Below are 25,571 nucleotides of genomic sequence, written 5' to 3'. Positions count from 1 at the left end.
ATGACGGTCACGAGCCGTCGTTCAGGCTTTCGGCCGCGCGGTTCAGGACGGCGGCGATGGCGGTGATCCGCTCGGGCGTAGGGCTGGCGGAGAGCTGGGCCCGGAGCGCGGCCTTGACGGCATCCATCGCCGTCTCGACCTCGTCGGGCATCAGGGGTCGGCAGGGCGGTTTGCGGGTCAGTAGATCCGCGACCGCCCCTTCGTTCGCAGCAAGGAAGCTCTGCCCTGCTGCTGTAATCGTTGACAATTTCCGCCCGCCCGCATCGGGCGTGATGGCGATATAGCCCAGATCCTCCAGCCAGCTCAGCGCCGGATAGACCACGCCGGGGCTGGGGGAATAGCGGCCGCGGAACCGGTCCTCCAATGCCTTGATGATCTCATAGCCATGCCGCGGATGCTCGCCGATCATGGCAAGGATCAGAAGCCGCAGCTCGCCGTAATCGAAGAGGCGCTTGCGGGGGCGATGGGAGGCGTCAGGTTTCATGCCGGCGAAACTAATCCCGATATATCGGAAATCAAGATATATCGGGAATTTTCCGACCGGCCCGGCCTCGCACTCCTTGACCTTGCCGCGCCTTGGGGTTTGGTTCGGCCTGAGACCTGACCGGAGGGCCCCATGCGCATCGACCTCAATTCCGACCTCGGCGAGAGCTTCGGCCCCTGGGCGATGGGCGACGACACGGCGATGCTGGGCATCGTCACCTCGGCCAATGTGGCCTGCGGCGGCCATGCCTCGGACCCTGAGACGATGTATCAGACCCTGCGCACGGCCTCGGCCAAGGGCGTCGTGATTGGCGCGCATCCGGGCTATGTCGACCGCGAGGGCTTCGGCCGCCGGGTGATCCCGATGACGCCTGCCGAGATCGCGCGGATGGTCGCGGCGCAGATCGGCGCGCTCACGGGCGTCGCGGCTTTGGCGGGGGCGGAGGTCGCCTATGTGAAGGCGCATGGCGCCTTGGCCAATCTGGGCGCCGACAACCGCGCGGTGGCCGACGCGATCTGCGAGGCGGTTGCGGCGCAGCCCGGGCGGCTGGCGCTGCTCGCCATCTCGGGGACCGAGCTGGAGATCGCTGCGCGCGAGGCGGGCTTGCCGGTCTTCTCCGAGATCTTCGCCGACCGGGGCTACACGCCGGAGGGCCGTCTCGTCCCCCGCTCGCAGCCCGGCGCGATGATCCATGATCCCGCCGAGGCCTCGGACCGGCTGCTGCGCTATCTGGAGACCGGGCTCATGCCGACCGTCGGCGGTGACGCGATCCCCTTGGCGGCGCAATCGATCTGCGTGCATGGTGACAGCCCCGGCGCGGTGGCGATGGCCACCGAGGTCCGCAAGCGCCTCCTCGCCGCCGGGGTCAGCGTGGAGAGCTTCCTGTGACCCCCACGCCCGAGACGCCGCGCCTCACCCCCGTCGCCGACCACGCGCTGCTGGTGGAGTTTGCCGAGGCGCTCGACGATACCGCCCATGCCGCCGTCTTGCGGCTGGATCATGCCCTGAGCACCCATCCTGCCCCCGGCCTGCGCGAAGCCGTGCCCGCCTTCGTCAACCTGCTGGTCGAGTTCGACCCCGCGCTGACCGACCACGCCGCCATCGGCGCGCATGTGACCTCGCTGTTGGGCGCTTCCGGTGCCGAGGCAAGCGCGCCCGTCACGCATGAGATCGGTATCTGCTACGAGGCCCCCTTCGCACGCGACCTGCCCGAAGTGGCGATGAAGCTGGGCCTCAGCGAAGAGGCCGTGATCAACGCGCATCTGGCGGGCGATTACCGCGTCTATCTCTACGGTTTCGCGCCGGGCTATGCCTATATGGCCGGCGTCCGGCCCGAGCTGCGCATGGACCGCAAACCGGCGCCGGTGCGGGGTGTGGCGGCGGGGTCGGTCATCGTCGCGGGCGCGCAATGTCTGATCACGACGCTGACCATGCCGACCGGTTGGTGGATCCTCGGCCGCTCGCCTGCGAAGATCCTAACCGGCGCCGAAGACCGGCCCTTCCTCTTCGACGTGGGCGATCAGGTCCGCTTCAAACGCTTGTCGCTGGCCGAATATGAGGCCCAAAATGGCTGACGCCCTGTTCCATGTCGATTTCGCCGGGCCCTTGGTCAGCCTTCAGGACGCGGGCCGCCCCGGCCATATGCGCTTCGGGGTCCCTTCCTCGGGCGGGATGGACCGCAAGGCGCTGGCTTTGGCCAATCTCGCTTTGGGCAATCCCGCCGGCGCGCCGGTGATCGAGGTCTCGCTCGGCGGGCTGCGGATGACCTGCACCGAAGGTACCGTCTCGCTTGCCGTGACCGGCGGCGCCTTCGTGGTGGAAGCGGGCGCGCGCAAGCTGGCCTCATGGCATGTCGTCACCCTGACGGCGGGCGAGACGCTGGTGATCCGCCCCGGCCATTGGGGCGCCTGGGCCTATGTCGCTTTCGCGGGCGCGCTGGACTGCCCACGTTGGCTCGGCAGCGCCTCGACCCATGCCGGATCGGGGCTGGGTGGCGGGGTGGTGAAGTCGGGCCAGACGCTGCGCATCATCGACGCCCAGACCCGGCCCGAGCGCGACCTCCCCCTGCCCGTCACCTGCCGCCCGCGCCAGAAGCTGCATGTCGTCATGGGCCCGCAGGACCGCTGCTTTCCGGCCGAGACTCTGGAGACTTTCCGTGCCGGGCCGTGGCAAGTGACGGCGCAGGGCGACCGGATGGGGATGCGGCTGAAGGGTCCGAAGCTGGAGTTGGGCGACGCGCTGTCGATCCCCTCGGAGCCGATCCTGCGGGGCTCGGTTCAGGTGGCGGGCGACGGTGTGCCGACGCTGCTGATGGCCGATCACCAGACCACCGGCGGCTATCCCAAGATCGCCACGGTGCTGGACGACGACACCGACGGCTTCGCACAACTCCGCGCCGGCGACCCGTTGGAGCTGGTGGTGCTGACGCCTGCCGAGGCGGCGACCCTCGCCCGCTTCCGCAAGGACCGCTGGGCCGAGTATCTCGCTCGCCGGGCCGAGGCTCAGGCCTGAGCCAGCAGCGCCGCTTTCAGCCAGTCGATGAAGACCCGCGTCTGCGGGCGCATCGGCCCCTTGGGCGTTGCGGCGAAGTAATAGACCGGGGATTCCGTCGGCAGCGGCACGCGGACAAGGCGGCCGCTGTCCAACTCCTCGCGCACCAGCATCTCGGACGCGATGAGCACGCCGAGCCCCCGCAACGCTGCTGAAATCTCCAGCATCGCGGCGCCGGGCCAGATCTGCCGCACCTGCGCCATGTCGACACCGACCTCGCGCATCGGGTCCTCGGCGAAGGCGAAGCCGCGCTGGTAGATCCACGGCAGATCCGTCAGCGGCACCGTCCCGTCCCGCCAGAGCGAAGGGGCCGCGACGGCGATCCGGCGGGTGGCGAGAAGCAGTTCGGACTGCAGGCCCGGCCAGTCGGGATCGGGCACCATGCTGGTCCGCAGGGCTAGGTCCAGCCCCTCGGCCGCCAGATCGACGGCGTCCTGCGTGGGATGGAAGGACAGGCGGAAGCCAGGATGCTCGGCCCAGAACCGGTCGAGCAAGGGCATCAGCACGATCTGCACGAAAAACACCGTCGCGGTGATCTGCAGGGGCCGCCCGGCGGCCTGCGCACGCAGGTCCTCGACGCCCTGCGCGAGGCGGTCGAACCCTTCGGCCAAGGCCTGCGCCAGCGTCGTCCCCTCGGCGGTCAGTGCGACACCGCGCCCGGCCCGCCGCAGCAGCGCGACGCCCAGATCGGCCTCCAGCGCGCGCACCTGCTGGGCCACGGCGGCATGCGTGACATTCAACGCCCGCGCCGCACCCGCGAAGCTGCCCGCCCGCGCCGCCTGATCAAAGGCGCGCAGGGCGGTGAGCGGGGGCAGCGTCTTCCAATCCGGCGCCATACGATACCTCACCTATCATATAGGCATTTATTGCTGCGTCGCCTCCGGGCCTCAAGCGAAATAACTAAAGGGATGTCCCAGACCAAGGAGCATCCCACATGCTACCCCTGCTTTCACAAGACCTGATGCGGGCCTACCGGCGCCACGGCGTCGATGGCCGCCCGCTGGACCAGAACGCTGCGAACCTTCTGGACCTGCGCAACGCCCAGCGCGAGGAGAAGCGCGCGACCGAACGCGAGGCCGCTTCCGGCTCGCGCCCGGTCCGTCGCCCTTGGTGGAAGGCCCTGCTGCCGCGCCTCAAACGCGCATGACGAAGGGGGCCCCGAGAGGCCCCCTTCCCGCGCGGCAAGGCGCGTTTACTGCAGCAGCTCGGTCCAGATCTGCGTGCGGATATCCTGGATCTCCTGCGGGCAAGCCGGCGAGAAGCGACCGGCCTCGACCAGTTCCTCGGGGATCACGATCTCGGGCGCGGATTGCATGTCGGCGTCCATGAATTCCTCGGAGCCAGCCACACCATTGCCGTAGCGCGCGAAGTTCGACAGCATCGCCGCATGCTCGGGCTGGAGGATGTAGTTGATGAAGATCATCGCATTCTCGGTGTTCTGGGCGTCGGCCAGAACGGCGGCATTGTCCATCCACACCGGATAGCCGGTGGCCGGATAGCCATAGGCGATATCCTCGTTTTGCAGGCGGGCGCGCATGGTGGCGCCGTTCCAGTAGATGCCCGCAAGGATGTCACCGGCGACGTAGTTGTCGATCGTGCCGTAATCCAGCGACAGCCAATGCGGCTTGGCCTCCATCAGCATGTCGCGGGTGGCGCGCAGCACATCCATGTCGGTCGTGCACACGTTGTCCCCGCCGGCGGCGTAGATGGCGATGGCCATCACGTCCGACATCTCGGGGATGACGTTGATGCGGCCATCGAGCGCCTCGGGCGGGTTAAAGATGATGTCGGCGGTGTTGATGTCGCCGTCATAGACCGAGGTGTTGACCGCGATCCCGGTCGTGCCCCATTGCCACGGCACGGTGTATTCGCGGCCCGGGTCGAAATCGACATCCACCCATTGCGGGGCGATGTTGCCGCGATCCGTGACGATCTCGGGGTCGAGCGGTTGCAGCAGGCCTTCCGAGATCCAGGTCTGGACGTAGGAATGCGTCGGCACGACGATATCGAAGCCGTGGCCGCCCTGCCGGATGCGGGCCAGCGCCGTCTCGTTCGAGTCGAAGTCGGTGATCGTCACCTCGATGCCGGTGTCGGCGGTGAACTGCTCGATCAGCTCGGGGCTGGTGTAGTTGCCCCAGTTGTAGATGTTCAGCACGCCATCGGCATGCGCCATCCCGGCCGAGGCCAGCAGGGCGAGCGTCGAAACCAGTGTCTTTTTCATGTGTTGGCTCCCAGTTGGTTCTTGGTCGTTGGTCTTGATTGGATCAGCCGCGCTTGCGGGTGATCAGGAAGAACGCGGTCACGAAGAGCAGCGACAGGGCCAGGAACAACGTGGCGATCGCGTTCATCTCGGGCGTGATGACCCGGCGCAGCTGGCCGAGCATATAGGTCGGCAGGGTATCCTGACCGGCCGATTTCACGAATTCGGTGATGACGACGGTATCGAGGGAAATCACGAAACCCAACATGAATCCGGCGGCGATGCCGGGCACCAGCAAAGGCAGCGTGATGTAGCGGAAGGCTTGCAAGGGGCTCGCGTAGAGGTCCGAGGCGGCGGTCTCCAGCGTCGGGTCCAGTGTCTCGAGCCGCGCGCGAATGGGCAGATAGGCGAAGGGGATGCAGAAGGCCGTGTGCGCGGCCACAAGGTATCCCATCCCGGTATAGCCCGTGCTCACCTTGACCCAGGCAACGACGATCAGCAGGGCGATGCCGGTGACGATCTCGGGCACCATGAGGGGCTGGTTGATCAGCGCATAGATCATCGTCTGGCCGGGGAAGCGGCTGACCCGCGTCGTCGCCAGGGCCGCCGGCACCGCCAGCGCGGTTGCCACGCTGGCCGCCACCGCTGCCAGCCAGAGCGAGCGGATGGACACGTCCTGCACCTGCTCATTGGCGAAGGCGGCGTAGTACCATTGCAGCGAGAACCCGTCCCATTCCGATTGCGAGGGGCCGGCGTTGAAGCTGAACACCACCAGCACGAGGATCGGCAGGTAAAGCAGCACGAAGGTTGCCACCGCGATCACGCCGAAGCCCGGCAGGCGGCGCACGTCATAGGACTTAGCCACGGCGTTTGCCCTCCTCGGAATTGACCGCGCGCAGGTAGAAGACCAGCGCCGCCATGACGACAATGAGCAGCAGCATCGACAGCGCCGCACCGAGCGGCCAGTTGCGCCCCTGTCCGAATTGCAGCGCGATCAAGTTGCCCAGCATCATCGTCCGCCCGCCGCCCAGCACGCGCGGAGTCACATAGGCGCCGATCGACGGAATGAAGACGAGGATCGAGCCCGCGACGAAGCCCGGCTTCACCAAGGGCAGGATCACGTGCCACAGCACGCGGGCGCGGCTGGCGTAGAGGTCATAGCCCGCCTCGACCAGCCGGAAATCCAGCTTGTCCATCGCCGCATAGAGCGGCAGCACCATCAGCGGCAGGAAGACATAGGCCATGCCCAGCAGGATCGCGAAGTTCGAATAGAGCAACTGCAGCGGCTCATCGATGATGCCCAGCGCCATCAGCACGGTGTTGATCATGCCGGTGCCGCGAATGAGTTCCTGAATGGCGAAGGTGCGGATCAGCAGGTTGGTCCAGAAGGGGATGGTGATCAGGAAAAGCCACAGCGCGCGTTTCTCGGGCGTACGGGTGGCGATGAACCACGCGGTCGGGAAGCCGAGGAAGGCGCAGATCAGTGTCGTCTGCACCGACAGCCAGACCGTTCGGCCGAAGACGGTGAGGTTGGCCCAGTTCCAGCTGACATTCTCGGGTTCGAAAATATCGCGGGAAAAGAAGACCTTGAACCAGCCCTCGGTCGAGAAGTCCCAAGTCACCCCGCCGATGTTACCGGGGCTAAGGAAGGAATAGACCGCCACGATCATCAACGGCCCCGAGGCCGCGACCAGCAGCACAAGAAGCGCGGGCGCGCTGAGGAGCCATTTCCAGCCGTGGCGTTCGGTATCGTCGCGCGCGGCCATGGGATCAGTCCTTCAGGATGCGGAGCGTGCCCGCGCCAAGGCCGATGCCGACCGTCTGACCCGGCTCGGGCGAGGCCATGTCGGTGGCGTTCTGGCGGCGCAGGATGAAGCCCTGCCCGTCCGACAGCGTCAGATGGATATGGGTGTCAGTGCCGAAGAAGGTGCTGGTGCCGACCGTCGCCTGCATCTCGCCCTGACCGGCGGGCATCAGCGTGGCCTGTTCCGGGCGCACGACGGCGGTGACCTCCTGCCCGGTCACGGGGATCATCCCCTCGGGCAGACGCGCGGCGGCTTGCGTGCCGCCCGGCAGGGTCACGGTTGCCGCCTGCCCGTCCGAGGCTGCCACCGGGACCGTCAGGAAGTTGGTATCGCCGATGAAATCCGCGACGAAGCGGTCGGCGGGGGCGTGGTAGATCTCATGCGGGGTGCCCAGTTGCAGGATGCGGCCCGCGCTCATCACCGCGATCCGGTCGGACATCGTCAGCGCCTCCTCCTGATCGTGGGTGACGAAGACGAAGGTGATCCCGGTCTCGGATTGCAAGCGTTTGAGTTCGCTCTGCATTTCCTTCCGTAGCTTCAGATCCAGGGCGCTGAGTGGCTCGTCGAGCAGCAGCACCCGAGGCCGGGGCGCCAAGGCCCGCGCCAGCGCCACCCGCTGCTGCTGCCCGCCCGAGATCTCGGACGGTTTACGGTCCTTCATCGCCTCCATCCGCACGAGGCGCAGCATCTCGGCCACCGTGGCGTCGATCTCGGATTTCGGCTTGCCCAGCATCTTCAGCCCGAAGCCGATATTCTGCGCGACGCTCATATGCGGGAAGAGCGCGTAATTCTGGAAGACGGTGTTCACCGGACGGGCATTCGGACCCTTGGCCGCGACCTCCTCGCCGTTGATCCGCAGACTGCCCGAAGAGGGCGCCTCGAACCCGGCGATGGTGCGCAGAAGCGTGGTCTTGCCGCAGCCCGAGGGGCCCAGCAGCGTGAAGAACTCGCCCGTGCCGATGGTCAGGTTGATGTCCGACAGCGCCCGGAAGGCCGATGCCCCCTGCCCGAAGACCTTGCCAAGGCCGCTAATCTCGATCTCGTTGCCGCTCATGCCGCGCCCTCCCAGACGACGCGCCCGCCGCAGATGGTCTTGGCGGCACTCATGGTGCCGATCTCCTCGGGCGCGGTGGCCTCGATATCGCCCGACAGGATCACCAGATCGGCGAGGTATCCGGGTTTCAGCATGCCCTTGCGGTCCTCCGTATGCTCGGCATAGGCGCCACCGATGGTATAGCCCTTCAGCGCCGCCATCAGATCCAGCGACTGGTCGTTCGCGCCCTCATAGGTCGGGCGGGTCATGGCGGCCTGAATGCCGCGGAACGGGTTGATATCGGCGACCGGCCAGTCCGAGGCGAAGGCCAGATGCGCGCCCGCCTCGGCCAGTTCGCGGCAGAGATAGGCATCCTTCCAGCGGTGCTTTGCCAGCTTGTTCATCGTTGGAAAGACGGGGAAATCCATCGCGCCGGGCGCATGCACCGGCTGGATCGAGGCGGTGACGCCCAGCGCAGCCAGTCGCGGTACATCGGCGCGGTCGATCAGTTCGATATGCTCGATCCGGTGGCGCGCATCGCGCTTGCCATTGGCCGCCTGCGCGGCCTCGTAGCCATCAAGCACCCGCCGAACCGCCCCGTCACCGATGGCATGGACGGCGATCTGCAGGCCCCGGCGGTCGGCTTCGATGGCGATCTCGTTGAAGCGCTCGGCCGTGTGCAGCGGGTCGCCCTTCCAGCCGGGGCTGTCCGGGTAGTCATGGATCATCGCCGCCGTCTCGCTGTCGACAACGCCGTCCATGAACAGCTTCACGAAGCCCGATGACAGCCAGTCATCGCGGAACTCGTCGGACAGCGATGTCGCGCCGGCCAGATCCGCGACCTGCCGATGGGGCCGGTAGTGGAAGGGCACACGGACCCGCGCGGTCAGCCGCCCTTGCCGCCGCAACTCTGAGAGAACCAGCAGCGTGTAGCGGTTGCCGTCCATGTTCACGAGCGAGGTAAAGCCCTGTTTCGCGCAATGCTGCAGCCCCCGCTCCATCGGCTCCAGATCCGCCATCAGGTCGTCATGCGAGGGCGTCGGCACCGGTTCCTCGCCCGTGGCGATCCCGGCATTGATGCGGTCCTGCCCGGTCAGTTTCAGCACCGGCGAGAAGGCCTCGAATTCCCGCAACTCGCCCGTCGCGAGGCCGTCCTCGCCCATGACGATCTCGTTGCCGGTGCCGAGGCTGCGCCCCTGCAGGATCCCCGCCATCTCCAGCGCCTTGGTATTGGCCCAGGCGGTGTGGTGATCGGCTGCGGTGAACAGCACGGGACGGTCGGCGACGATAGCGTCGATGTCGTGACGGGTGAGCGAGCGACCGTAGATCGCGTAATCGCAGCCCTGCCCCATCAGCATCACCGCATCCGGGTTGGCGCTGGCATAGGCGGTCAGCGCCTCGGTCAGCGCCTCGGGGCCTTCGACGCCGAGGAGTTGCAGATGCGCCAGCTCGTTGCCGCCCATGAAAAGGTGCAGGTGGCTCTCGATGAAACCCGGCAGCACGGTGGCCCCGCCCGCGTCGATCACCTGGCACCCGCCGCCTGCCAGCGACAGGATCGTCGCGGTATCGCCCAGCGCCAGAATCCGCTCGCCCTGCAGCGCGATGGCCTCGGCGCGGGGGTTGTCATCGTCCATCGTCAGGACACGCGCATTGGTCACGATCAGCGTCGCAAGGCCCATGATTACCCTTCCCCATCACCCCGGTTGCGACTCAGTTGAGCAAGTATTTGATCAAATTGCAACGACGGCTTCCCAGCCCCAGCAGCTTTTCCAGCCCTGCCCCAAGGGCCAGCAAGCCTGCGCGCAGGAAATGGGCAGGTCTTGCCCCTGAGCGCATGCGGCGAAGCGCAAGGCTATCTAAGCAACTGGGAACACGATGCAATTCCTGCTCGCCACTGACCACCCCGCCACGACAGCACTGGCCTTTCCGTGGCGAAACGCCATAGTGTCAGCGGTAACGACGCGCCCGGATGCAGGAGCAGGCATGGACAAGGCAGTTCTCGAAGACGGCGCGGTGCGCGTGTCGGTTCTGGGCTATGGCGCCCGGGTTCAGGACTGGCGCCTGCCCAGCGGCGGCACCGAGGTCTCGGCCGTTCTGGGCCATGCCGAGGCCGAGGCGTATCGCCGCGATCCCTTCTTCCTCGGGGCCATTGTCGGGCGGGTCGCCAACCGGATCGGCGGTGCGCGCTACCGGCAGAACGACCAGACGGTGATCCTGCAGGCCAATGACGGCGCGAACCAGCTGCATGGCGGCGCCGGCGGGCTCTACGCCGTCGATTGGCGGATCGATATGGACGGCCCGCGCCGCCTGCTCCTGTCCCACCACTCGCCGGACGGGGCCATGGGCTTCCCCGGCTCCGTGGACTTCGAGGTCGAGATGACCCTGACCGGCCATCGCCTGACCTGGGACATGCGGGCCCGGGTGGACCGCGAAACGCCGATCTCGCTGGCGCAACACAATTACTACCGATTGGGCGGCGGCAAGATCACGGGCCGCATCGACGCCCCGGAACGGCTGCAGCGCGACGCCGCGGGCATCATGACCGGCACCCGCCTGCCCGCCGCGCCCTATGATCTGCGCACCCCCGCCCCGCTGCCTGCCGACGCCGATGATTTCCTGCTGTTCGATCCCGCGCGTGACCCGGAAGTGCCGGTGGCCGAGTTCCATGCCGAAGGCGGTCTGCGCCTGCGGATGTGGAGCGACCAACCCGGCGCGCAGCTGTATTCCGGCCATGGGCTGGGCGCCCCCTTCGCGCCGCGCGACGGCTTCTGTCTTGAGCCCTCGGGCCTGCCGAATGCGGTGAACCGGGTCGAGTTTCCGACCATGATGTGCAGCCCCGACCGCCCCTACCGGCAGGTGCTCAGCGTCGAGATCACCGATGGCTGAAACGCCGGAGACGCTCGTCGATCGTCTGACGCTGGCCGAGCAGGTCGCGCTGCTGTCGGGGGCGGATTTCTGGTCCCTGCCCGCGATCCCGCGCCTGAACATCGGCGCCTTGCGGATGAGCGACGGCCCCAACGGCGCGCGCGGCTCGGGCTCTCTGGTCGGTGGGGTCAGCGCGGCGGCGTTCCCGGTTGGGATTGCGCTGGGGGCCAGCTGGGACCCCGCGCTTGTCTCCGACGTGGCGGGCGCCATTGCCGAGGAGATGCGGTCCAAAGGGGCGCAGGTGGCGCTGGGGCCGACGATCAACCTGCAGCGCACGCCGCTGAACGGGCGCAATTTCGAATGCCATAGCGAGGACCCTGAGCTCGCCGCCGCGCTGGCGGTCGCCTATGTCCGCGGGCTGCAGGCCAAGGGCATCGCCGCGACGCCCAAGCATTTCGCCGGCAACGAATCCGAGATCGAGCGCACCACGGTCGATTCCCGCATCGACGAAGAGACCCTGCGCGAGATGTATCTGCGCCCGTTCGAGGCCGCCGTGCGTCAGGGCGGGGCCTGGGCGGTGATGACCTCGTACAACCGGCTGAACGGCACCTATAGCGCTGAGAACACTAGGCTTCTGCGCGATGTCCTGCGCGGGGACTGGGGCTTTGACGGGGCGGTGATCTCGGATTGGTTCGGCTCGCGCTCGATGGCGCCGACGCTGGCGGCGGGGCTGGATATCGAAATGCCCGGCCCCTCGCGCGACCGGGGCGCCGCCTTGGTCACGGCGGTCGAGGCCGGGGCGATCCCGGCCGCACTTATCCGCGATCGGGCGCTGGCCGTCCTGCGGCTGATGGCCCGGACCGGCGTGCTGGACGGCCCCCGCCCGCATGCGGAGCGCGCCGAGGACCGGCCCGAACACCGCGCCCTGATCCGTCGCGCCGGGGCGGCGGGCATGGTGTTGTTGAAGAACGGCGGGCTCTTGCCGCTGGCCGCGCCGGGGCGGATCGCGGTGATCGGCCCCAATGCCAAGGTCGCACAGATCATGGGCGGCGGCTCGGCCCAGCTGAACCCCCATCGCCGCGTTAGCCCTTGGGACGGGCTGGTGGCCCGGCTGGGCGAGGAGGTGCTGAGCCACGCGCCCGGCTGCACCAACCACCGCTGGGAGCCGCTGCTGCACGGCGCCTTCCACGTCGACTTCCACGCAGGCCCCGAGCTTCAGGGCCCGGTCGTCGCGCGCCAGACGCTCGATCAATCGACCGCCTTCTGGACCGAACCCGTGGCGGACGGCGCGGTCTCCCCCACCGATTTCTCGGCCCGCATCCGGGGCCGGCACCGCGTGATGACGACTGGCCGCTACCGGCTGGGCTTGCACACGACCGGCCCGGCGCGGCTGATCCTCAATGGCGCGACGGTGATCGACCTTCGCGAGGGCTGGACCAAGGGCCGTACCTTCTTCGAGGAAGGCTGCGACGAGGTGACGGTCGAGCTGGACCTCGCCACTGGCCAAGACCTCGACCTGACGCTGGAGCTGACCGCCCGCACCGGCGACAACCTGCAGCACACGGCGTTTCGCTTCGGTCTTGGCCCCGTGTTGGGCGCTGACGCCATCGCCGAGGCGGCGCGACGGGCCGCAGATGCCGATGTCGCGCTGGTCTTTGCCGGACGCTCGGGCGAGTGGGATACCGAAGGCTCCGATCTGACCGACATCACGCTGCCCGGCGCGCAGGACGCCTTGATCGCCGCTGTTCTGGCTGCGAACCCCAACACCGTCGTCGTGCTGCAAACCGGCGGACCGGTGGCGATGCCATGGATCGCGGCCGCCCCCGCCGTGCTGCAGGCGTGGTATCCGGGACAGGAGGCCGGCCATGCCATCGCCGACGTGCTGTTCGGCGCGGCCGAGCCCGGCGGCCGCCTGCCCCAGACCTTCCCGGTCACGCTGGCCGACAGCATCGTCGGCCATGACCCGCAGGCCTATCCCGGCGTCGACGGCGCGGTGACCTATACCGAGGGGCTGTTCACCGGCTATCGCCACCATGACCGCAGCGGCATCGCGCCGCTGTTCCCCTTCGGCCACGGGCTGAGCTACGCACGGTTCCAACTGGCGGACGCCGACATCGGGCCGGACCGGGTGGCGGTCACCCTGCGCAATCTCTCGGAGCGGGACGGCGCGACGGTAGTGCAACTGTACCTAGGCCACCCGGACCCGTCGCGCCCGGTACGGCAGCTGCAGGCCTTCGAGCGTGTCGCCCTCGCCGCCGGGGCCGAGACGCGCCTGACCCTTCCCCTCCCTCCCCGTGCCTTCGCGCGATGGGATGCGGGCGCCGGCGGCTGGCGCATCGACGCCGGGGCGTATCGGGCGGAGGTCGGTTTCTCGGTCGTGGATCTGTCCGTCACGGGGCTCATCACCCGAAGCGCCGCCTTCTGGACCGCCGATGCGCCTTGAAAGCAACGGAACAGACGGGACCTTGCCCAGCGCGAAAATATCGTCCGCTCAACGGAACTTTCCGCCGCACCCGGCGTTTCCCTCGCAATGCGCTCGCCTTGGCCCCGCCTCGTCGATGACGCCAAGACGACAACAGGATTGCGAACGACGTGCTGGACAAGCAAGAAGACCTCGCCGCGCCGCGGAACGCTCCGCGCCCCCGGCCCACCACCCTGCGTGACGCCCTCAAGCACAGCACCGACGAGAGACACCAAGCCCTCGACGCCCGCCTCTCGGCCCTGAACCTCCTCAAACCGGAACGCCGCGCCGAGTTCTGCCGCATCCAGCTGCTGGGCTTCCGCAGCCTGCGCGCCGCCTGTGCCGGTGACGCCGCCGAAGGCAGCGCCGTCCTGCACCGGCAGATCGACGTGCTGGAGGCCGAATGCGGCGTCGAGCCCGAGCTGTGCAACCCCACGCCCGTCGCCTGCCTGCACCCCGATGCCGTGGCCTATGTCACCTTGGGCGCGCAGATGGGCAACGCGATGATGCGGCGCGCCCTGCCCGAGGATCAACAGACCGGCCCCTTCGGCCTTGAGCCCGATATGGCCGCCTGGCGCGCCTTCTGTGAACGCATGCGGAGTATCGACCCCGACGAGGCGCAGGCCCACAGCATCCTGCGCGATGCGCGTGACGCTTTCTCGGTGTTCCTCGCTGCCGCAGACGAGGTGCTGGGCCAGCCCTTCCCCACCGAGGCCGAGACTGAGGCCGCGCTGCCGGTGCAGGCAGCCTCCTGATGGCCGACGCCTTTATCCCGACCGACGTCCCCGTTGATCTGACCAATTGCGACCGCGAGCCGATCCACCTTTTGGGCAATGTCCAAAGCTTCGGCACTCTGATCGCCATCTCGGCCGACTGGATCGTCCAGCATGTGTCCGAGAATGCTGACAAACTGCTGGGCCTGCCCGCGGCCGAGATGATCGGCCAGCCGCTGTCGCTGTTCCTGCCCCGCGCCGCGATGCACCGGCTGCGCGACGCGATCGGCACTGCCTCGCACGAGAACAGCGTCGTGCGCGCCTTTGGCTATGACCTGTTCGGCGATGGACGGTTGTTCGACCTCTCCAGCCACCAATCCGGCCACAGCTTCGTCTTCGAATTCGAACCCAAGCTGCGCGGCAATGGCCATGACGAGCTGGCGCTGATCCAGCCGATGCTGCGCCGGGTTTCGATCCAGCGCGATACCTTGACCTCGGCCCATGCCGCGGCCGAACAATTGCGCGCGCTCACCGGCTTCGACCGGGTGATGGTCTACCGCTTCGGCCCGGAAGGCGACGGCACCGTCATCGCCGAAGCCAAGGACGCCGAGGATACCGAGACCTACATGGGGATGCATTTCCCCGCCTCGGACATCCCCCGTCAGGCGCGCGAGCTGTACAAGCGCAGCCTCTTGCGGCTGATCAAGGATGTGGATGACCACGTCTCGCCGATCCAGCCGCAGGTCAGTCCCGAGGGCACGCCGCTGGATCTGTCGATGGCCGTGACCCGCGCGGTCTCGCCCATTCACCTTGAATACCTGCGCAACATGAAGGTCCGGGCGTCGATGTCGGTGTCGATCATGCACCGGGGCGAGCTGTGGGGCCTGTTCGCCTGCCACCACCGCGCGCCGTTGTACATCGACTACGAGCGCCGCACCGCCATCGAGCTTCTGGCCCAGTTCTTCGCCTACGAGATCGAACGGCAGGAGGCCAAGGAAACCTCGGACGCCGCCGGCCGCGCCCAGCGCCTGCATGACCGCCTGATGGTGCGCCTGTCCTCGGGCGAGTCGCTGGACACCGTCTTCCCCACCATCGCCGAGGAAATCGGCAAGGTCGTGCCGCATGACGGCATCGCGCTGTATTCGGACGGCGAATACAGCACCCGCGGGGCTGCGCCGACCAAGGCGCAGTTCCAGACCATCGCGCGGTTCCTCAACACCGCCGCGGCCAGCCGGGTCTATGCGACCGACCATCTCTCGCTGCGCCTGCCGTCGATGGCCGACGCGACTGAGACCTGTGCGGGGATTCTCGCCATCCCGATCTCGCGCACGCCGCGGGACTACATCGTGCTGTTCCGCACCGAGGTCGTGCGGCAGGTCAACTGGGCCGGCAATCCCAACAAACCCGTCGAAGTGGGCCAGCACGGCGCGCGCCTCACCCCGCGCAAGAGCTTCGAGATCTGGAAGGAAGATGTCGGCGCTCGGTCCGAGCAATGGTCGGCCACCGCCCTGCGCGCCGCCGAGGCGATCCGCGTGACCCTGCTGGAAGTCGTGCTGAAGCTCTCGGACGAGGTGAATGCCGAGCGCAAGCGTGCGCAGGACCAGCAAGAGCTGTTGATCGCCGAGCTGAACCACCGCGTGCGCAACGTGCTGGGCCTGATCCGCTCGCTGGTTGGGCAGTCGAAACGCTCGGCCAACTCGATCGAGGATTTCACCGCCGCCGTCGATGGCCGCATCCACGCGCTGGCACAGGCGCATGATCAGCTGACCTCGACCGAATGGTCGCCAGTGCCGTTCCGGGCGCTGCTGAACAAGGAGTTGGACGCCTATATCGCCGGCGAAAGCCACCGCGTCAGCATCGAAGGCCCGCGCATCCTTCTGGCGCCTGAGGCCTTCTCGACCATGGCGCTGGTGTTCCACGAACTGGTGACGAACTCGGTTAAATATGGCGCGCTCTCGGTGCCTGCCGGCCGGGTTGAGGTGACCATCGATCATCGCCCCGACGGCATCACCCGGCTGCGCTGGGCAGAGGCCGGCGGCCCGCCGGTCCGCGCGCCCGAGCGTCGGGGCTTCGGCACCACGATCATCGAGAAATCGGTGCCGTTCGAGCTGAAGGGCACCGCCGACATCCGCTTCGCCGTCACCGGCCTTGTCGCGGACTTCGCCCTGCCCGAGCGGTTCATCACCCTCGCCCCGGACGAGCCGGCGCCCGAACCCGCAGGCGTGCAGCTGGCGGCGCCCGCGCCCAGCCTGTCGGGCACGGCCTTGGTGGTCGAGGACAACATGATCATCGCCATGGACGCCGCCGACATCCTGGAGACGCTCGGCGCCGACAAGGTGCATGTCGCAGGCTCGGTGGCCGAGGCGCTGCGGATCGCGGAATCGCATCCGTTGAAACTGGCGGTGCTGGACGTGAACCTCGGGGCGGAGACCAGCCTGCCGGTGGCGCAGGTTCTGGCGGCGCAGGGCGTGCCCTTCGTGCTGGCCTCGGGCTATGCCGGTGAGGGGGATCAGCTGTCGCGCTTCCCTTCGGCCCCGGTGATCCAGAAGCCCTTCACCATCGAAACCCTGTCCAAGGGCTTGGCAAAGCTGCTGAAACCCTGACGGTTGCGGGGCCGCTGGCTGAGTTCAGCTCGGCCGGCGGTTCAGCAGCTCACCCAGCTCCTGGATCGCGGCCGAGGCCCGGCGTCCCGCATCTTCCAGCGCATCGGCAAGGATCTTCGCCCGGTCCCCGTCGACGCCCCGGCGCAACAGGTTGGCGCCGCTGGTCGAAACCGTCGAGACATTGGTCATCGCGTGCAGCGTCTCGCTGAGCTTGGCCAGAAGTTCGGCCTGCGGATGGGTGGCCAACGCGGCTTCGGTCGCTTCGATCGGTTCGGCCATGCGGGACGACAGGACCAACACCTTCGACACCGCACCCTTCTCCCATTCCAACGGCAGGCACTCAACCTCCCACGCGCTGAGGCGACCGTTGCTGCGGAAGGTGCCCACGAATTCGTTCGGTTTACCCGCGAAGGCGCATTCGACCGCACCCGCGGCTGTGGCCTGCTCGTCGCCCGTCCAGAACTGCGCCCAGACCTCGCCGCAGACATCATCGGCCTCGGCCTCGAGCAATTCCAGACCGCGGCGGTTGACGGCGACGACCCGCCCCTCGCGGTCGATGACCTTGGCGCAGACATTGGTCCGCTGCGCCAGATATCCAACGACCGTCGACAGGGCCGATGCCCCCAGCGTTTCCTGAGCGAGAATCACGATGTCCTCCGCCTGATCGAAATTTTCGGCGATTTTATACGCCCCAGAACATTCCAAACGGAAGCATTTATTGCAGCGATCGGCAAAGCTTGTTTCCCTGCAGCGACATGCCGCGCGTCCGCGCTCTTGCCCCGGCATCGCCCTTGGCGCAGGATCGGCACAGACGAAAGGCGCGCTCATGAGCTTCCTATGTTCCCTGCCGCTTGCGGCCTCGCTGTTCGCCCTCTGCGCGCCGCCCGCCCCCTTTGCTACCGGCTATGTCGAGGGAATCTACACCCTCGTCGCCCCCGTCCAATCCGCGCAGATTGCAGCCCTTGAGGTCGCGCGCGGGGACCGGGTCGAAGCGGGCGCCGTGCTGGCCCGGATGGAGACCCGCGACGCCGAGATCGCCCTGGCCGAGGCACAAGCCGCCGTGGCACAGGCCCGCGCCGCGCTGGAGAACCTGACCGAAGGCGCGCGCCCTGAGGAAATCCGGGTGATCGAGGCCAATCTCGTCTCGGCCGAGGCCCAGCGCGACGAGGCGCAGCACCAGCGCGACCGGGTGCGCGGTTTGGCCGAGCGCGGCGTCGTGCCGGACGCGCAACTGGACGATGCCGAGACCGCCGTGCGCGTGGCCGAAGCCGCCGTCGCGCAGATCGAGGCGCAGCTCGCGGTCGCCCGCCTGCCCGCCCGCCCGCAGGCCATCGTCGGGGCCGAAGCCGCCGTCCAAGCCGCCGAGGCCGCGCAGGAGCGGGCGCAATGGCAGCTCGACCAGCGGGTCCTCTCGCTGCCCCATCCGGTCACCGTGGTCGACGTAATCCGCCAGCCCGGCGAGATCGCTGGCCCCTCGGCCCCCGTCCTCTCGGTTCTGGGCGAGGATGCGGTGAAGCTGCGGCTCTATGTGCCGGAAAGCAGCGTCGCCGCCATTTCGGTCGGCGATGCGCTCAGCGTCAATTGCGACGGCTGCGCCCCCGGCCTGCAGGCGCGGATCACCTATATCTCGGATGAGCCCGAGTTCACCCCGCCCGTCATCTATTCGCTGCAGAACCGCCAGACGCTGGTCTATCTGATCGAGGCCGCGCCCCTGCCCGGCCCCGATGGTAGCCATCTGCACCCCGGCCAGATCGTCGATGTGGCCCTGCCGGACGGCACCGAATGAGCGAAGCCGCGATCTCGGTCACCGATCTGACCAAACGCTTTGGCGAGCGGAAGGTGGTCGACAAGGTCACGCTGGAGGTCGCGAAGGGCGAGATCATGGGCTTCCTCGGCCCCAACGGCTCGGGCAAGACGACGACGATCCGCATGATGTGCGGCCTTCTGGAGCCCGACGAGGGCGAGGGCCGCGTGCTGGGCCTCGACATCCGGCGCGAGCGCGGGGCGATCAAGCGGCGCGTCGGCTACATGACGCAGAAATTCTCGTTCTACGAGGATCTGACGATCGAGGAGAACCTGCGCTTCGTCGCCGGTCTCTATGGCATGAAGCCGATCCGCAAGGTCGTGGCCGAGACGCTGGAGGACCTTGGGCTCACCTCGCGCAAGGGGCAGCTGGCGGGGTCACTCTCGGGCGGCTGGAAGCAGCGGTTGGCGCTGGCGGCCTGCGTCATGCACAAGCCGGACCTCCTGATGCTCGACGAGCCCACGGCCGGCGTCGACCCCAAGGCGCGGCGCGAATTCTGGGACGAGATCCACCGGCTGGCGCATGGCGGCCTCACGGTGCTGGTGTCCACGCATTACATGGACGAGGCCGAGCGCTGCCACCGCATCGCCTATATCAGCTACGGCCATCTGATCGCGCAGGGCACTGTGGCCGAGGTGGTGCGTGATGCGGGGCTGACGACGATGGTGCTGACCGGCCCCGGCGGCGGCGAGGCGGCGAAACGCCTGCGCGGGGCGCCGGGCGTCGATCAGGTCGCCCCTTTCGGCGCGACGCTGCACGTGGTCGGCAAGGACGGCGCGGCGCTGAACGCGACGGTCGCCAGGGTGGCCGAGGAGACCGATTGCCGCGCCGAACCCGCCGAGACCTCGCTCGAGGATGTGTTCATCCAGCTGATGGGCGCCAGCACGGACAATATGGCATGAGGGGCGGGTTTTCCCTTGGGCGGCTGAAGGCCCTGCTGCTGAAGGAATCGATCCAGATGCGGCGCGACCGACTGACCTTCGCCATGATGCTGGCCGTGCCGCTGCTGCAGCTGGTGCTGTTCGGTTTTGCCATCAACACCGACCCCAAGGGCCTGCCCGCCGCACTGGTCGCCCCCACGCAGGACCGCTTCACCCGCGCCATGGTCTCGGCCTTGGAACTCACCGGCTATTACCGCTTCATCGCCCCCGATGCGACGGCGGGCGAGGCCGAGGTGATGATCGCGCGCGGCGATGTCAGCTTCGTCGTCACCGTTCCCTCGGATTTCGGCCGCCGGATCGAGCGCGGCGACCAAGCGCAGCTGTTGATCGAGGCCGATGCCACCGACCCTTCGGTCGCCTCTGGCGCGATTTCCACCCTCTCGACCGTCGCCGCCTCGGCCCTTGCGCGCGAAGCCGGGACGCAGGCCCCGCAGGCCCCCGTCGAAATCGTCGTACACCGCCGCTACAACCCCGAGGGCATCACGCAATACAACATCGTGCCCGCCCTGCTGGGGGTGATCCTGCAGCTGACGATGGTGATGATGACCGCCATGGCCCTGACCCGCGAGACCGAGCGCGGGACGATGGAAAACCTGCTGTCGATGCCCGCGACACCTCTGGAGATCATGCTAGGCAAGGTCATGCCTTACCTCGCCGTCGGCGCGGTGCAGGTGACGGTGGTGCTGGTCGCGGCGAAGGCGATGTTCGGCGTGCCTTTCGTCGGCTCTCTGGGCCTGATCCTCGGCGGCGTGTTCATCTTCGTGCTGGCGCTGGTGATCCTCGGCTACTTGATCTCGACCATCTCGCGCACGCAGATGCAGGCGATGCAGGTGACCTTCTTCTTCTTCCTGCCGTCGCTGCTGCTCTCGGGCTTCATGTTCCCCTATCGCGGCATGCCGGACTGGGCGCAGATGCTGGGCGAGATCTTCCCGCTCACGCATTTCCTGCGGCTGATCCGGTCGGTGATGCTGAAGGGCGCGACGGCGGCCGAGGTCTCGGATTCGCTCGCCGCCTTGGGCATCTTCGTTCTGGTCTTCGCGCTGGGGGCGTTGCTGCGCTTCCGGCGGACGCTGGATTAGAAGGTGAGTATTTCCGGCAGAGTGAAACTCAGTCGTCGTCGCTCTCGGGCAGATCGCCGGAATGGGTCTCGGCCAGATGGTCGACGAGGCGGAACAGCACGTCGAAGAACACCGCGCGTTCTTCCGGTGCGATTGTCTCGAACCATTTGTCATGCTTGGCCTGCGTCGCCGCGCGCAGCCGGGCCGAGACCGCCTCGCCCGTTTCGGTCAGCGTCAGCAGATTCGCGCGCCGGTCCTGCGGGCTGCGGCGGCGGGTCAGAAAGCCGCGCTTCTCCAGCCGCTGCACGACGCGCGTGACGGCGGATTTCTTCAGCACCAGCGAGGCCGCGAGGTCGTTCTGCGTGACCCCGGGGTTTGAGGCCACCACCGCCAAGACGCCGATATCGCCGCTTTCCAGATCGTGGTCATGGCGCAGCTCGTCGCCCTGCCCGCGGATCAGATAGCGCAAGGAGCGCGAGAGGAACGGCAGGTCCTGCGACAGCCAGCCAGCCCGGATCACCGCTCCCGATTTGAATCGGAAGGCGCGGTTGTCGGGGCCGGTCGGGGGCGTCTCCTCGCTCATGCCGCCACCCTGCCCCCGCGCCGCGAGACGCGCAAGATGTGCTGTTGCAATGGCGGTGGATTTAGTTGATAGAGTGAACCAGTTGTCTTGGGAGGGGCAGGATGGGTGAGCAGGTCTTGGCGCTGTTCGGGCATGGCGTGCCGCTGGATCATCCGCTGCTGGCCGGGCTCGCGGTTCGCGACCTGACGCGGGTCTTCACGCCGGAACCCGAGGCGAGCCGCATCGCGCCGATGTTGGAGCCGTTCCTCGATCCTTTCGTGCGGTCCTTCCTGTTTGCGTTGGAACGTGGCCTGCCCAATGTCGCCGCCGTGGTGATCTGGCGACAAGGGCCGGGCGCGCTGCATGCCTATCGCTATGCGCAGGAACTGCGGCGCTTGGGCCTGCTGCCGGACGGGCCGCCGCTGCTCTTGTGGAACACCGCACGCGGGGACAGCGAGGCTGCTCGGACCTTCGATGCGGCGCAGGTTGCGCGGCTGAAGGAGGCTTTGACCGGCCTGCCCCGCGGCGCCGTGCTTGATCGGTTCGGCCCCCTCGCGGCGCTGGAGCAGCTGCAATCCGAGGGCCAGATCTCGGGCGCCGAGGCGCAAAGGCGCAGGCTGGACGCGCGTGCCTCGGGACACGCGGTCGATACCGCGCAGGGCGGCCCGACCAACGGCCCGCGTCTGGCCTTGGCGGGTGCGCCCTTGGGGAATGCAGTGCTGCAAGAGTGGCTCGACCGTCAGGGAGCGCTGGTGTTGGACCTGACCGGCATCGACGCGCCCGAAGGCGATCTTGAGACCCTGCTGCGCGAAAGGCGCATTGAGCATCTGGTTTGGCAGGTCGATCCCCATGACGACCTGCACGGCTGGCGCCGCCCCGGCGTGGCGCGGCTCTGCGAGGCGCTGGGGATCCGCTTCACCGACCTCGGCTTCCTGCCCGCCTGGCCGCAACCCTCCGACCTGGCGGGAGACCTGCGATGACCCTGCCCTGCACCCTAGAAGCCACCGCCTATCAGCGCGACTGGGCGCAATCGCTCCGCGCACGACTGAAGGCCGGCGAGCCTTATGCCTTCGCCAATGCCGACACGCCGTTGGAGGTGTTCCACGCGCTCGGAATGCCGGTCGTGGTGAACCAATGGTGGTCCTCGGTCATCGCGGCGAAGAAGCTGAGCACGCACCACCTCGACGCCTCCGAGGCCGCGGGCTTCCACCGCAACCTCGCCAAATACTCGGCCCTGCCGCTGTTCGCCGCGATGGACGGCCGGCCCGAGGTCCAGCCTTGGGGCGGGTTGCCCGCGCCCGGCCTGCTCTGCGCCCGCGCTTCGGCCGATGACCACCCGCTGATTTTCGCGGAATGGGCGCGACTGACCGGCGCACCGTTGAAGATCCTCACCGCGCCGGGCCATTCCGCACCCTCGCCCGATTGGTGGACGCCCCTGCGCGAAGACTGGGAGGGCGAGGTGGGCCGAGACCGGCTGGACCTGATGAGCGCCGAGATCCTCGAATTGACTGCGATGGCCGAGGACATAGCGGGCCGCCGCACAGAGGAAGGCGCGCTGGACCGCCTCATGGCGAATATCGACGCGCAGGAGCGCCTGTTCGAGGAAGCCGCGGGCCTGATCGCCGAGGCCCCGCGCCTGCCGATCCGCATCTCGGAAATGATCCCCAACGTGATGATCCCGCAGTGGCACCGGGGCAGCGATTGGGCGCTATCCCATGCCAAACGCTTCCGCGATGCGGTGGCCGAGCGGGTGCGCGAGGGGGCCGCCGTCTGCGGGGACGAACAGATCCGCATGATGTGGATCGGCGCCGGCCTGTGGTTCGACACCAGCTTCTACGCCTCGTTCGAGGATCAGGGCGCGGTCTTTGCATGGTCGATGTACCTGCCCTTCGCCGCCGACGGCTATCTGCGCGCCATCCACGGCGACCCGGTCCGCGCCTTGGCCGCCCGCGTCACCGACATGAACGAGCACCTGCATCAGGCGCCCTGGGCCGGGGCCTGGCATGTGAAGGAGGCTTTGCGCAGCCGCATCGACCTCGCGGTGATCATCGTGCCCTCGGCCGACCGGCCCTCGGGCTATGGCACGCGCTTCATCGCCCATGCGTTGGAACAGGCCGGGATCACCGTCGTGACGATTGACGCCGACATGGTGGACGAACGCGCCTGGAACGGCCCCGAGGCCCGCGCCCGCGTGCAGGCCGGCATCGACAAGGTGAGAAAAGAACGTTGACAGACTCAGCAAATAGTTCACTCTATGAACCATAAGGGGAGGATGTCGATGACCCAAAGGGCATTGACGGGGATCAAGGTCGCCGATTTCAGCCATGTCGTGGCGGGCCCGCTGGCCACGCATTTCCTTGCGCTCAACGGCGCCGAGGTGCTGAAGATCGAGCCCGCGCGCGGCGACAACCTGCGTAACTACACCCTCGATCCCGCCCAGCGCGGCATGGCCCCGGCTTTCGCCGGCATCAACGCGGGCAAGGGCTCGGTGGTGCTGGATCTGAAGACCGAGGAAGGCCGCGCCGAGGCCGAGGCGATCATTGCCGCCTCGGATGTGGTGGTCGAGAATTTCCGCCCCGGCGTCATGGCCCGTCTGGGTCTGGGGGCCGAGGCGATGCGGGCGAAATATCCGCACCTCGTCTGGTGTGCGATCTCGGGTTTCGGGCAGGTCGGGCCGCTCGCGGATGTCGCGGCGATGGACCAGATCATCCAGAGCCTCTCGGGCCTGATGTTGCTCTCGGGCCTGCCGGGCGATCCCGCCCAACGCATCGGCTTTCCGCTGGTCGACACCTTCACCGGCCTTCTGGCCGCCTTCGCCATCCAGACCGCGCTGCTGCAGCGCGAACGGGGGTTGGCCGAGGGTCAGGAGATCGACGTCGCCATGCTGGATGCGGCGCTGGTGATGATGCTGTCGGTGGTGAACCCGATGCTGATGACCGGTGAGGCGCCAGTGAGAACCGGCAACCGCGGCTTCTCGCGCGCGCCGACCTCGGACACGTTTGCCTGCGCCGAAGGGACCGAGATCACGATCGGCGCGGTCGAGGACGGGCATGTGGCGAAGACCCTCGGCATCCTCGGCCTCTCCGACCTGCTGGCCGACCCGCGCTTCGCCGACCGGGCCGCCCGCGCGGCGAATGCCGATGCCATGGCGGCCGAGATCGCTCGCGCCCTCTCCGCCCGCCCCGCCGCCGACTGGGAGGCCGAATTCCGCCGCCTCGGCGTGCCGGCCGCGCGGGTGCAGGGGGTGGGCGACGCGCTGGCGATGCCGCATCTTGAGGACCGCGATCTGTTCCTGACGCTGCCCGGCGCCCATGGCCCGCAGCGCATCCTGAATGCCGGTTTCCGGTTCCGCCACGGCGGGCCGGGGACCGACCGCCCGGCGCCGAGATTGGGCGCGGGCCCCGTCACGACCGACTGACACCATCGCAATCCATCGGGAGGAGGATTCGACATGATGACAAAGGCACTGACCCTGAGCGCGGCTTTGGCCACGGCTCTCACCTTCGCCTCGGGCGCACTGGCGCTGGACCTGCGGCTCTCGGTGGAAACCCCGCCGGGCCATGTCCGCAACCAGGCCGCCGAACGCTGGGCCGAGGCGATTCACACCCTGTCCAACGGCGAGATCAACGTCGAGGTCTTCCCGGCGGGCCAGCTCTACAACTCGGCCGATGCGATCAGGGCGCTGGCCTCGGGCGCCTTGGACATGTCGATCCAGGCCTCGCCGACCCTGAGCCGGCTTGAGCCGAACCTCAGCGTCATCACCCTGCCGATGTTCTTCGGCGCCTCGCGTGACGATGTGCGCGGGATCCTCGACAGCGATCTGGGCACCGAGCTCTGGGGCATGTTGGCCAACCGCGGCATCATGGTGCCGACCGGCGGGCATTTCGAATTCGCGCCGAACCAGACCGCTTTCACCGTGGAACCCGCCGACAGCTACGAAGCACTCGAAGGCCGCACTGTCGCCACCCCACCGAGCCCCGTCGTTGTCGCCATCATGGGCGCGATGGGCATCAACGGCGTCGCCACGCCCCGCACCGAGATCGTCCTGCAACTGACGCAGGGCCAGATCGCCGGCCTGGGCTCGGTCACCGACCTCACCATCTCGGGCGGGCGGCTTTGGGAGGCGGGCATCCAGCATGCCTTCAACGACAATGCCGGCTGGGGGGTGTATATCCCGCTCGTCTCGGCTCGCTCGATGAGCGGCATGAGCGAAGAGCAGCAGCAGGTCATCAACGACGCCTGGGGTCAGGTCGTCGGCTGGGCGCGCGATCACGCCGCCGAGGAGCTGGACGCCGCCCGCGCGACCAATGAAGCGAATGGCGTGGTTTATGCCGATCCCTCCGAGGAGACCGTCGCCGCGATGCGCGAGCGGATGATGGGCGTGCAGGACGAGATCGTCGCCTCGTCCGGCATGAATGCCGAGTATGTCGGCCGCGTCGCTGCCGCCCTGCACGCTGACTGAGCCAGACCGGCGGGGCCCGTCCCGGCCCCG

Annotated in this window: 24 protein-coding genes; 15 read left to right on the top strand and 9 right to left on the bottom strand. The window is 68.0% G+C overall.

The genetic code is table 11. The annotated features are described in order from the left end of the window. Positions 1 to 7: 7 nt before the first annotated feature. The gene (locus BCY78_RS07190; protein WP_068299854.1) at positions 8 to 484 is read right to left on the bottom strand and encodes a PadR family transcriptional regulator; all 477 of its coding nucleotides are present in this window, start codon (positions 482 to 484) and stop codon (positions 8 to 10) included. A 132-nt stretch (positions 485 to 616) separates the two neighbouring features. On the opposite strand from BCY78_RS07190, the gene BCY78_RS07185 reads away from it, so the two are divergent. From BCY78_RS07185 to BCY78_RS07175, 3 genes are read left to right on the top strand one after another with little or no spacing between them, the layout of a single operon-like run. After that, positions 617 to 1,372: a LamB/YcsF family protein gene (locus BCY78_RS07185; RefSeq protein WP_068299853.1), complete on the top strand. Its 756-nt coding sequence runs from the start codon at positions 617 to 619 to the stop codon at positions 1,370 to 1,372. Beyond that, positions 1,369 to 2,058, top strand: a complete 690-nt coding sequence (locus tag BCY78_RS07180; protein WP_068299851.1) for an allophanate hydrolase subunit 1 — start codon at positions 1,369 to 1,371, stop codon at positions 2,056 to 2,058. Before BCY78_RS07185 ends, BCY78_RS07180 begins: the two co-directional genes overlap by 4 nt. Beyond that, on the top strand, positions 2,051 to 2,995 hold the full coding sequence (locus BCY78_RS07175) for a biotin-dependent carboxyltransferase family protein (protein WP_158515909.1): 945 nt from the start codon (positions 2,051 to 2,053) through the stop codon (positions 2,993 to 2,995). Before BCY78_RS07180 ends, BCY78_RS07175 begins: the two co-directional genes overlap by 8 nt. Here the strand turns inward: BCY78_RS07175 and BCY78_RS07170 are convergent. After that, positions 2,986 to 3,870, bottom strand: coding sequence for a LysR family transcriptional regulator (locus BCY78_RS07170; RefSeq protein ID WP_068299845.1), 885 nt, complete (start codon positions 3,868 to 3,870; stop codon positions 2,986 to 2,988). The genes BCY78_RS07175 and BCY78_RS07170 overlap by 10 nt on opposite strands. A 98-nt stretch (positions 3,871 to 3,968) precedes the next feature. On the opposite strand from BCY78_RS07170, the gene BCY78_RS07165 reads away from it, so the two are divergent. Continuing rightward, a complete protein-coding gene (locus BCY78_RS07165; RefSeq protein ID WP_068299844.1) occupies positions 3,969 to 4,181 on the top strand; it encodes a hypothetical protein in 213 nt (70 codons plus the stop codon). 45 nt (positions 4,182 to 4,226) lie between these two features. Here the strand turns inward: BCY78_RS07165 and BCY78_RS07160 are convergent, their stop codons facing one another. The 5 genes from BCY78_RS07160 to BCY78_RS07140 are packed head-to-tail and all read right to left on the bottom strand — an operon-like array spanning position 4,227 to position 9,751. Then, on the bottom strand, positions 4,227 to 5,255 hold the full coding sequence (locus tag BCY78_RS07160; RefSeq protein WP_068299842.1) for an extracellular solute-binding protein: 1,029 nt from the start codon (positions 5,253 to 5,255) through the stop codon (positions 4,227 to 4,229). A gap of 43 nt (positions 5,256 to 5,298) precedes the next feature. Further along, on the bottom strand, positions 5,299 to 6,099 hold the full coding sequence (locus BCY78_RS07155; RefSeq protein WP_068299841.1) for an ABC transporter permease: 801 nt from the start codon (positions 6,097 to 6,099) through the stop codon (positions 5,299 to 5,301). Further along, a complete protein-coding gene (locus BCY78_RS07150; RefSeq protein ID WP_068299840.1) occupies positions 6,092 to 7,000 on the bottom strand; it encodes an ABC transporter permease in 909 nt (302 codons plus the stop codon). The genes BCY78_RS07155 and BCY78_RS07150 overlap by 8 nt, the downstream gene beginning before the upstream one ends. A 4-nt stretch (positions 7,001 to 7,004) precedes the next feature. Next, a complete protein-coding gene (locus tag BCY78_RS07145; RefSeq protein ID WP_068299839.1) occupies positions 7,005 to 8,093 on the bottom strand; it encodes an ABC transporter ATP-binding protein in 1,089 nt (362 codons plus the stop codon). Beyond that, positions 8,090 to 9,751 (bottom strand): amidohydrolase, encoded by a 1,662-nt coding sequence (locus BCY78_RS07140; protein ID WP_068299837.1) that lies wholly within the window; start codon positions 9,749 to 9,751, stop codon positions 8,090 to 8,092. The genes BCY78_RS07145 and BCY78_RS07140 overlap by 4 nt, the downstream gene beginning before the upstream one ends. Positions 9,752 to 10,055: 304 nt before the next feature. Between BCY78_RS07140 and BCY78_RS07135 the strand changes: the two genes are divergently transcribed. The 4 genes from BCY78_RS07135 (at position 10,056) to BCY78_RS07120 (ending at position 16,714) form a co-directional block, all read left to right on the top strand. Next, a complete protein-coding gene (locus tag BCY78_RS07135; protein WP_068299836.1) occupies positions 10,056 to 10,958 on the top strand; it encodes an aldose epimerase family protein in 903 nt (300 codons plus the stop codon). After that, a complete protein-coding gene (locus BCY78_RS07130) occupies positions 10,951 to 13,380 on the top strand; it encodes a glycoside hydrolase family 3 C-terminal domain-containing protein (RefSeq protein WP_068299835.1) in 2,430 nt (809 codons plus the stop codon). Before BCY78_RS07135 ends, BCY78_RS07130 begins: the two co-directional genes overlap by 8 nt. A gap of 149 nt (positions 13,381 to 13,529) precedes the next feature. Beyond that, complete coding sequence (locus tag BCY78_RS07125) at positions 13,530 to 14,153, top strand: hypothetical protein (RefSeq protein WP_068299833.1); 624 nt, start codon at positions 13,530 to 13,532, stop codon at positions 14,151 to 14,153. After that, positions 14,153 to 16,714, top strand: coding sequence for an HWE histidine kinase domain-containing protein (locus tag BCY78_RS07120; protein ID WP_068299830.1), 2,562 nt, complete (start codon positions 14,153 to 14,155; stop codon positions 16,712 to 16,714). The genes BCY78_RS07125 and BCY78_RS07120 overlap by 1 nt, the downstream gene beginning before the upstream one ends. Positions 16,715 to 16,738: 24 nt before the next feature. Here BCY78_RS07120 and BCY78_RS07115 read toward each other — a convergent pair whose 3' ends face one another. Then, positions 16,739 to 17,362, bottom strand: coding sequence for a PAS domain-containing protein (locus BCY78_RS07115; protein ID WP_158515908.1), 624 nt, complete (start codon positions 17,360 to 17,362; stop codon positions 16,739 to 16,741). A gap of 178 nt (positions 17,363 to 17,540) precedes the next feature. On the opposite strand from BCY78_RS07115, the gene BCY78_RS07110 reads away from it, so the two are divergent. The 3 genes from BCY78_RS07110 to BCY78_RS07100 are packed head-to-tail and all read left to right on the top strand — an operon-like array spanning position 17,541 to position 20,538. Next, on the top strand, positions 17,541 to 18,500 hold the full coding sequence (locus BCY78_RS07110; RefSeq protein WP_068299825.1) for an HlyD family secretion protein: 960 nt from the start codon (positions 17,541 to 17,543) through the stop codon (positions 18,498 to 18,500). Next, on the top strand, positions 18,497 to 19,420 hold the full coding sequence (locus BCY78_RS07105; protein WP_068299823.1) for an ABC transporter ATP-binding protein: 924 nt from the start codon (positions 18,497 to 18,499) through the stop codon (positions 19,418 to 19,420). The genes BCY78_RS07110 and BCY78_RS07105 overlap by 4 nt, the downstream gene beginning before the upstream one ends. Further along, positions 19,417 to 20,538 carry an ABC transporter permease gene (locus tag BCY78_RS07100; RefSeq protein ID WP_068299821.1) on the top strand — a complete coding sequence of 374 codons (1,122 nt, stop codon included), beginning with the start codon at positions 19,417 to 19,419 and terminating at the stop codon, positions 20,536 to 20,538. Before BCY78_RS07105 ends, BCY78_RS07100 begins: the two co-directional genes overlap by 4 nt. 28 nt (positions 20,539 to 20,566) lie before the next feature. Here the strand turns inward: BCY78_RS07100 and BCY78_RS07095 are convergent, their stop codons facing one another. Beyond that, positions 20,567 to 21,100, bottom strand: coding sequence for a MarR family winged helix-turn-helix transcriptional regulator (locus BCY78_RS07095; protein WP_083194869.1), 534 nt, complete (start codon positions 21,098 to 21,100; stop codon positions 20,567 to 20,569). Between the two features lie 101 nt (positions 21,101 to 21,201). Between BCY78_RS07095 and BCY78_RS07090 the strand changes: the two genes are divergently transcribed. From BCY78_RS07090 to dctP, 4 genes are read left to right on the top strand one after another with little or no spacing between them, the layout of a single operon-like run. Continuing rightward, entirely contained in the window at positions 21,202 to 22,059 is an 858-nt protein-coding gene (locus BCY78_RS07090; RefSeq protein ID WP_068299819.1) for a hypothetical protein, read from the top strand. Continuing rightward, positions 22,056 to 23,309 carry a 2-hydroxyacyl-CoA dehydratase family protein gene (locus BCY78_RS07085; protein ID WP_068299817.1) on the top strand — a complete coding sequence of 418 codons (1,254 nt, stop codon included), beginning with the start codon at positions 22,056 to 22,058 and terminating at the stop codon, positions 23,307 to 23,309. Before BCY78_RS07090 ends, BCY78_RS07085 begins: the two co-directional genes overlap by 4 nt. A gap of 48 nt (positions 23,310 to 23,357) precedes the next feature. Continuing rightward, a complete protein-coding gene (locus BCY78_RS07080) occupies positions 23,358 to 24,497 on the top strand; it encodes a CaiB/BaiF CoA-transferase family protein (RefSeq protein ID WP_068299960.1) in 1,140 nt (379 codons plus the stop codon). 33 nt (positions 24,498 to 24,530) lie between these two features. Then, a complete protein-coding gene (gene dctP / locus BCY78_RS07075; protein WP_068299814.1) occupies positions 24,531 to 25,541 on the top strand; it encodes a TRAP transporter substrate-binding protein DctP in 1,011 nt (336 codons plus the stop codon). Positions 25,542 to 25,571: the final 30 nt, after the last annotated feature.

Origin of the sequence: Pararhodobacter sp. CCB-MM2 (genome assembly GCF_001691415.1) — a bacterium.
In the GTDB taxonomy this organism is placed as follows: domain Bacteria; phylum Pseudomonadota; class Alphaproteobacteria; order Rhodobacterales; family Rhodobacteraceae; genus Pararhodobacter.
The sequence above is the reverse complement of the archived record's forward strand: the minus strand, read 5'-3'. Positions and strand labels throughout refer to the sequence as shown.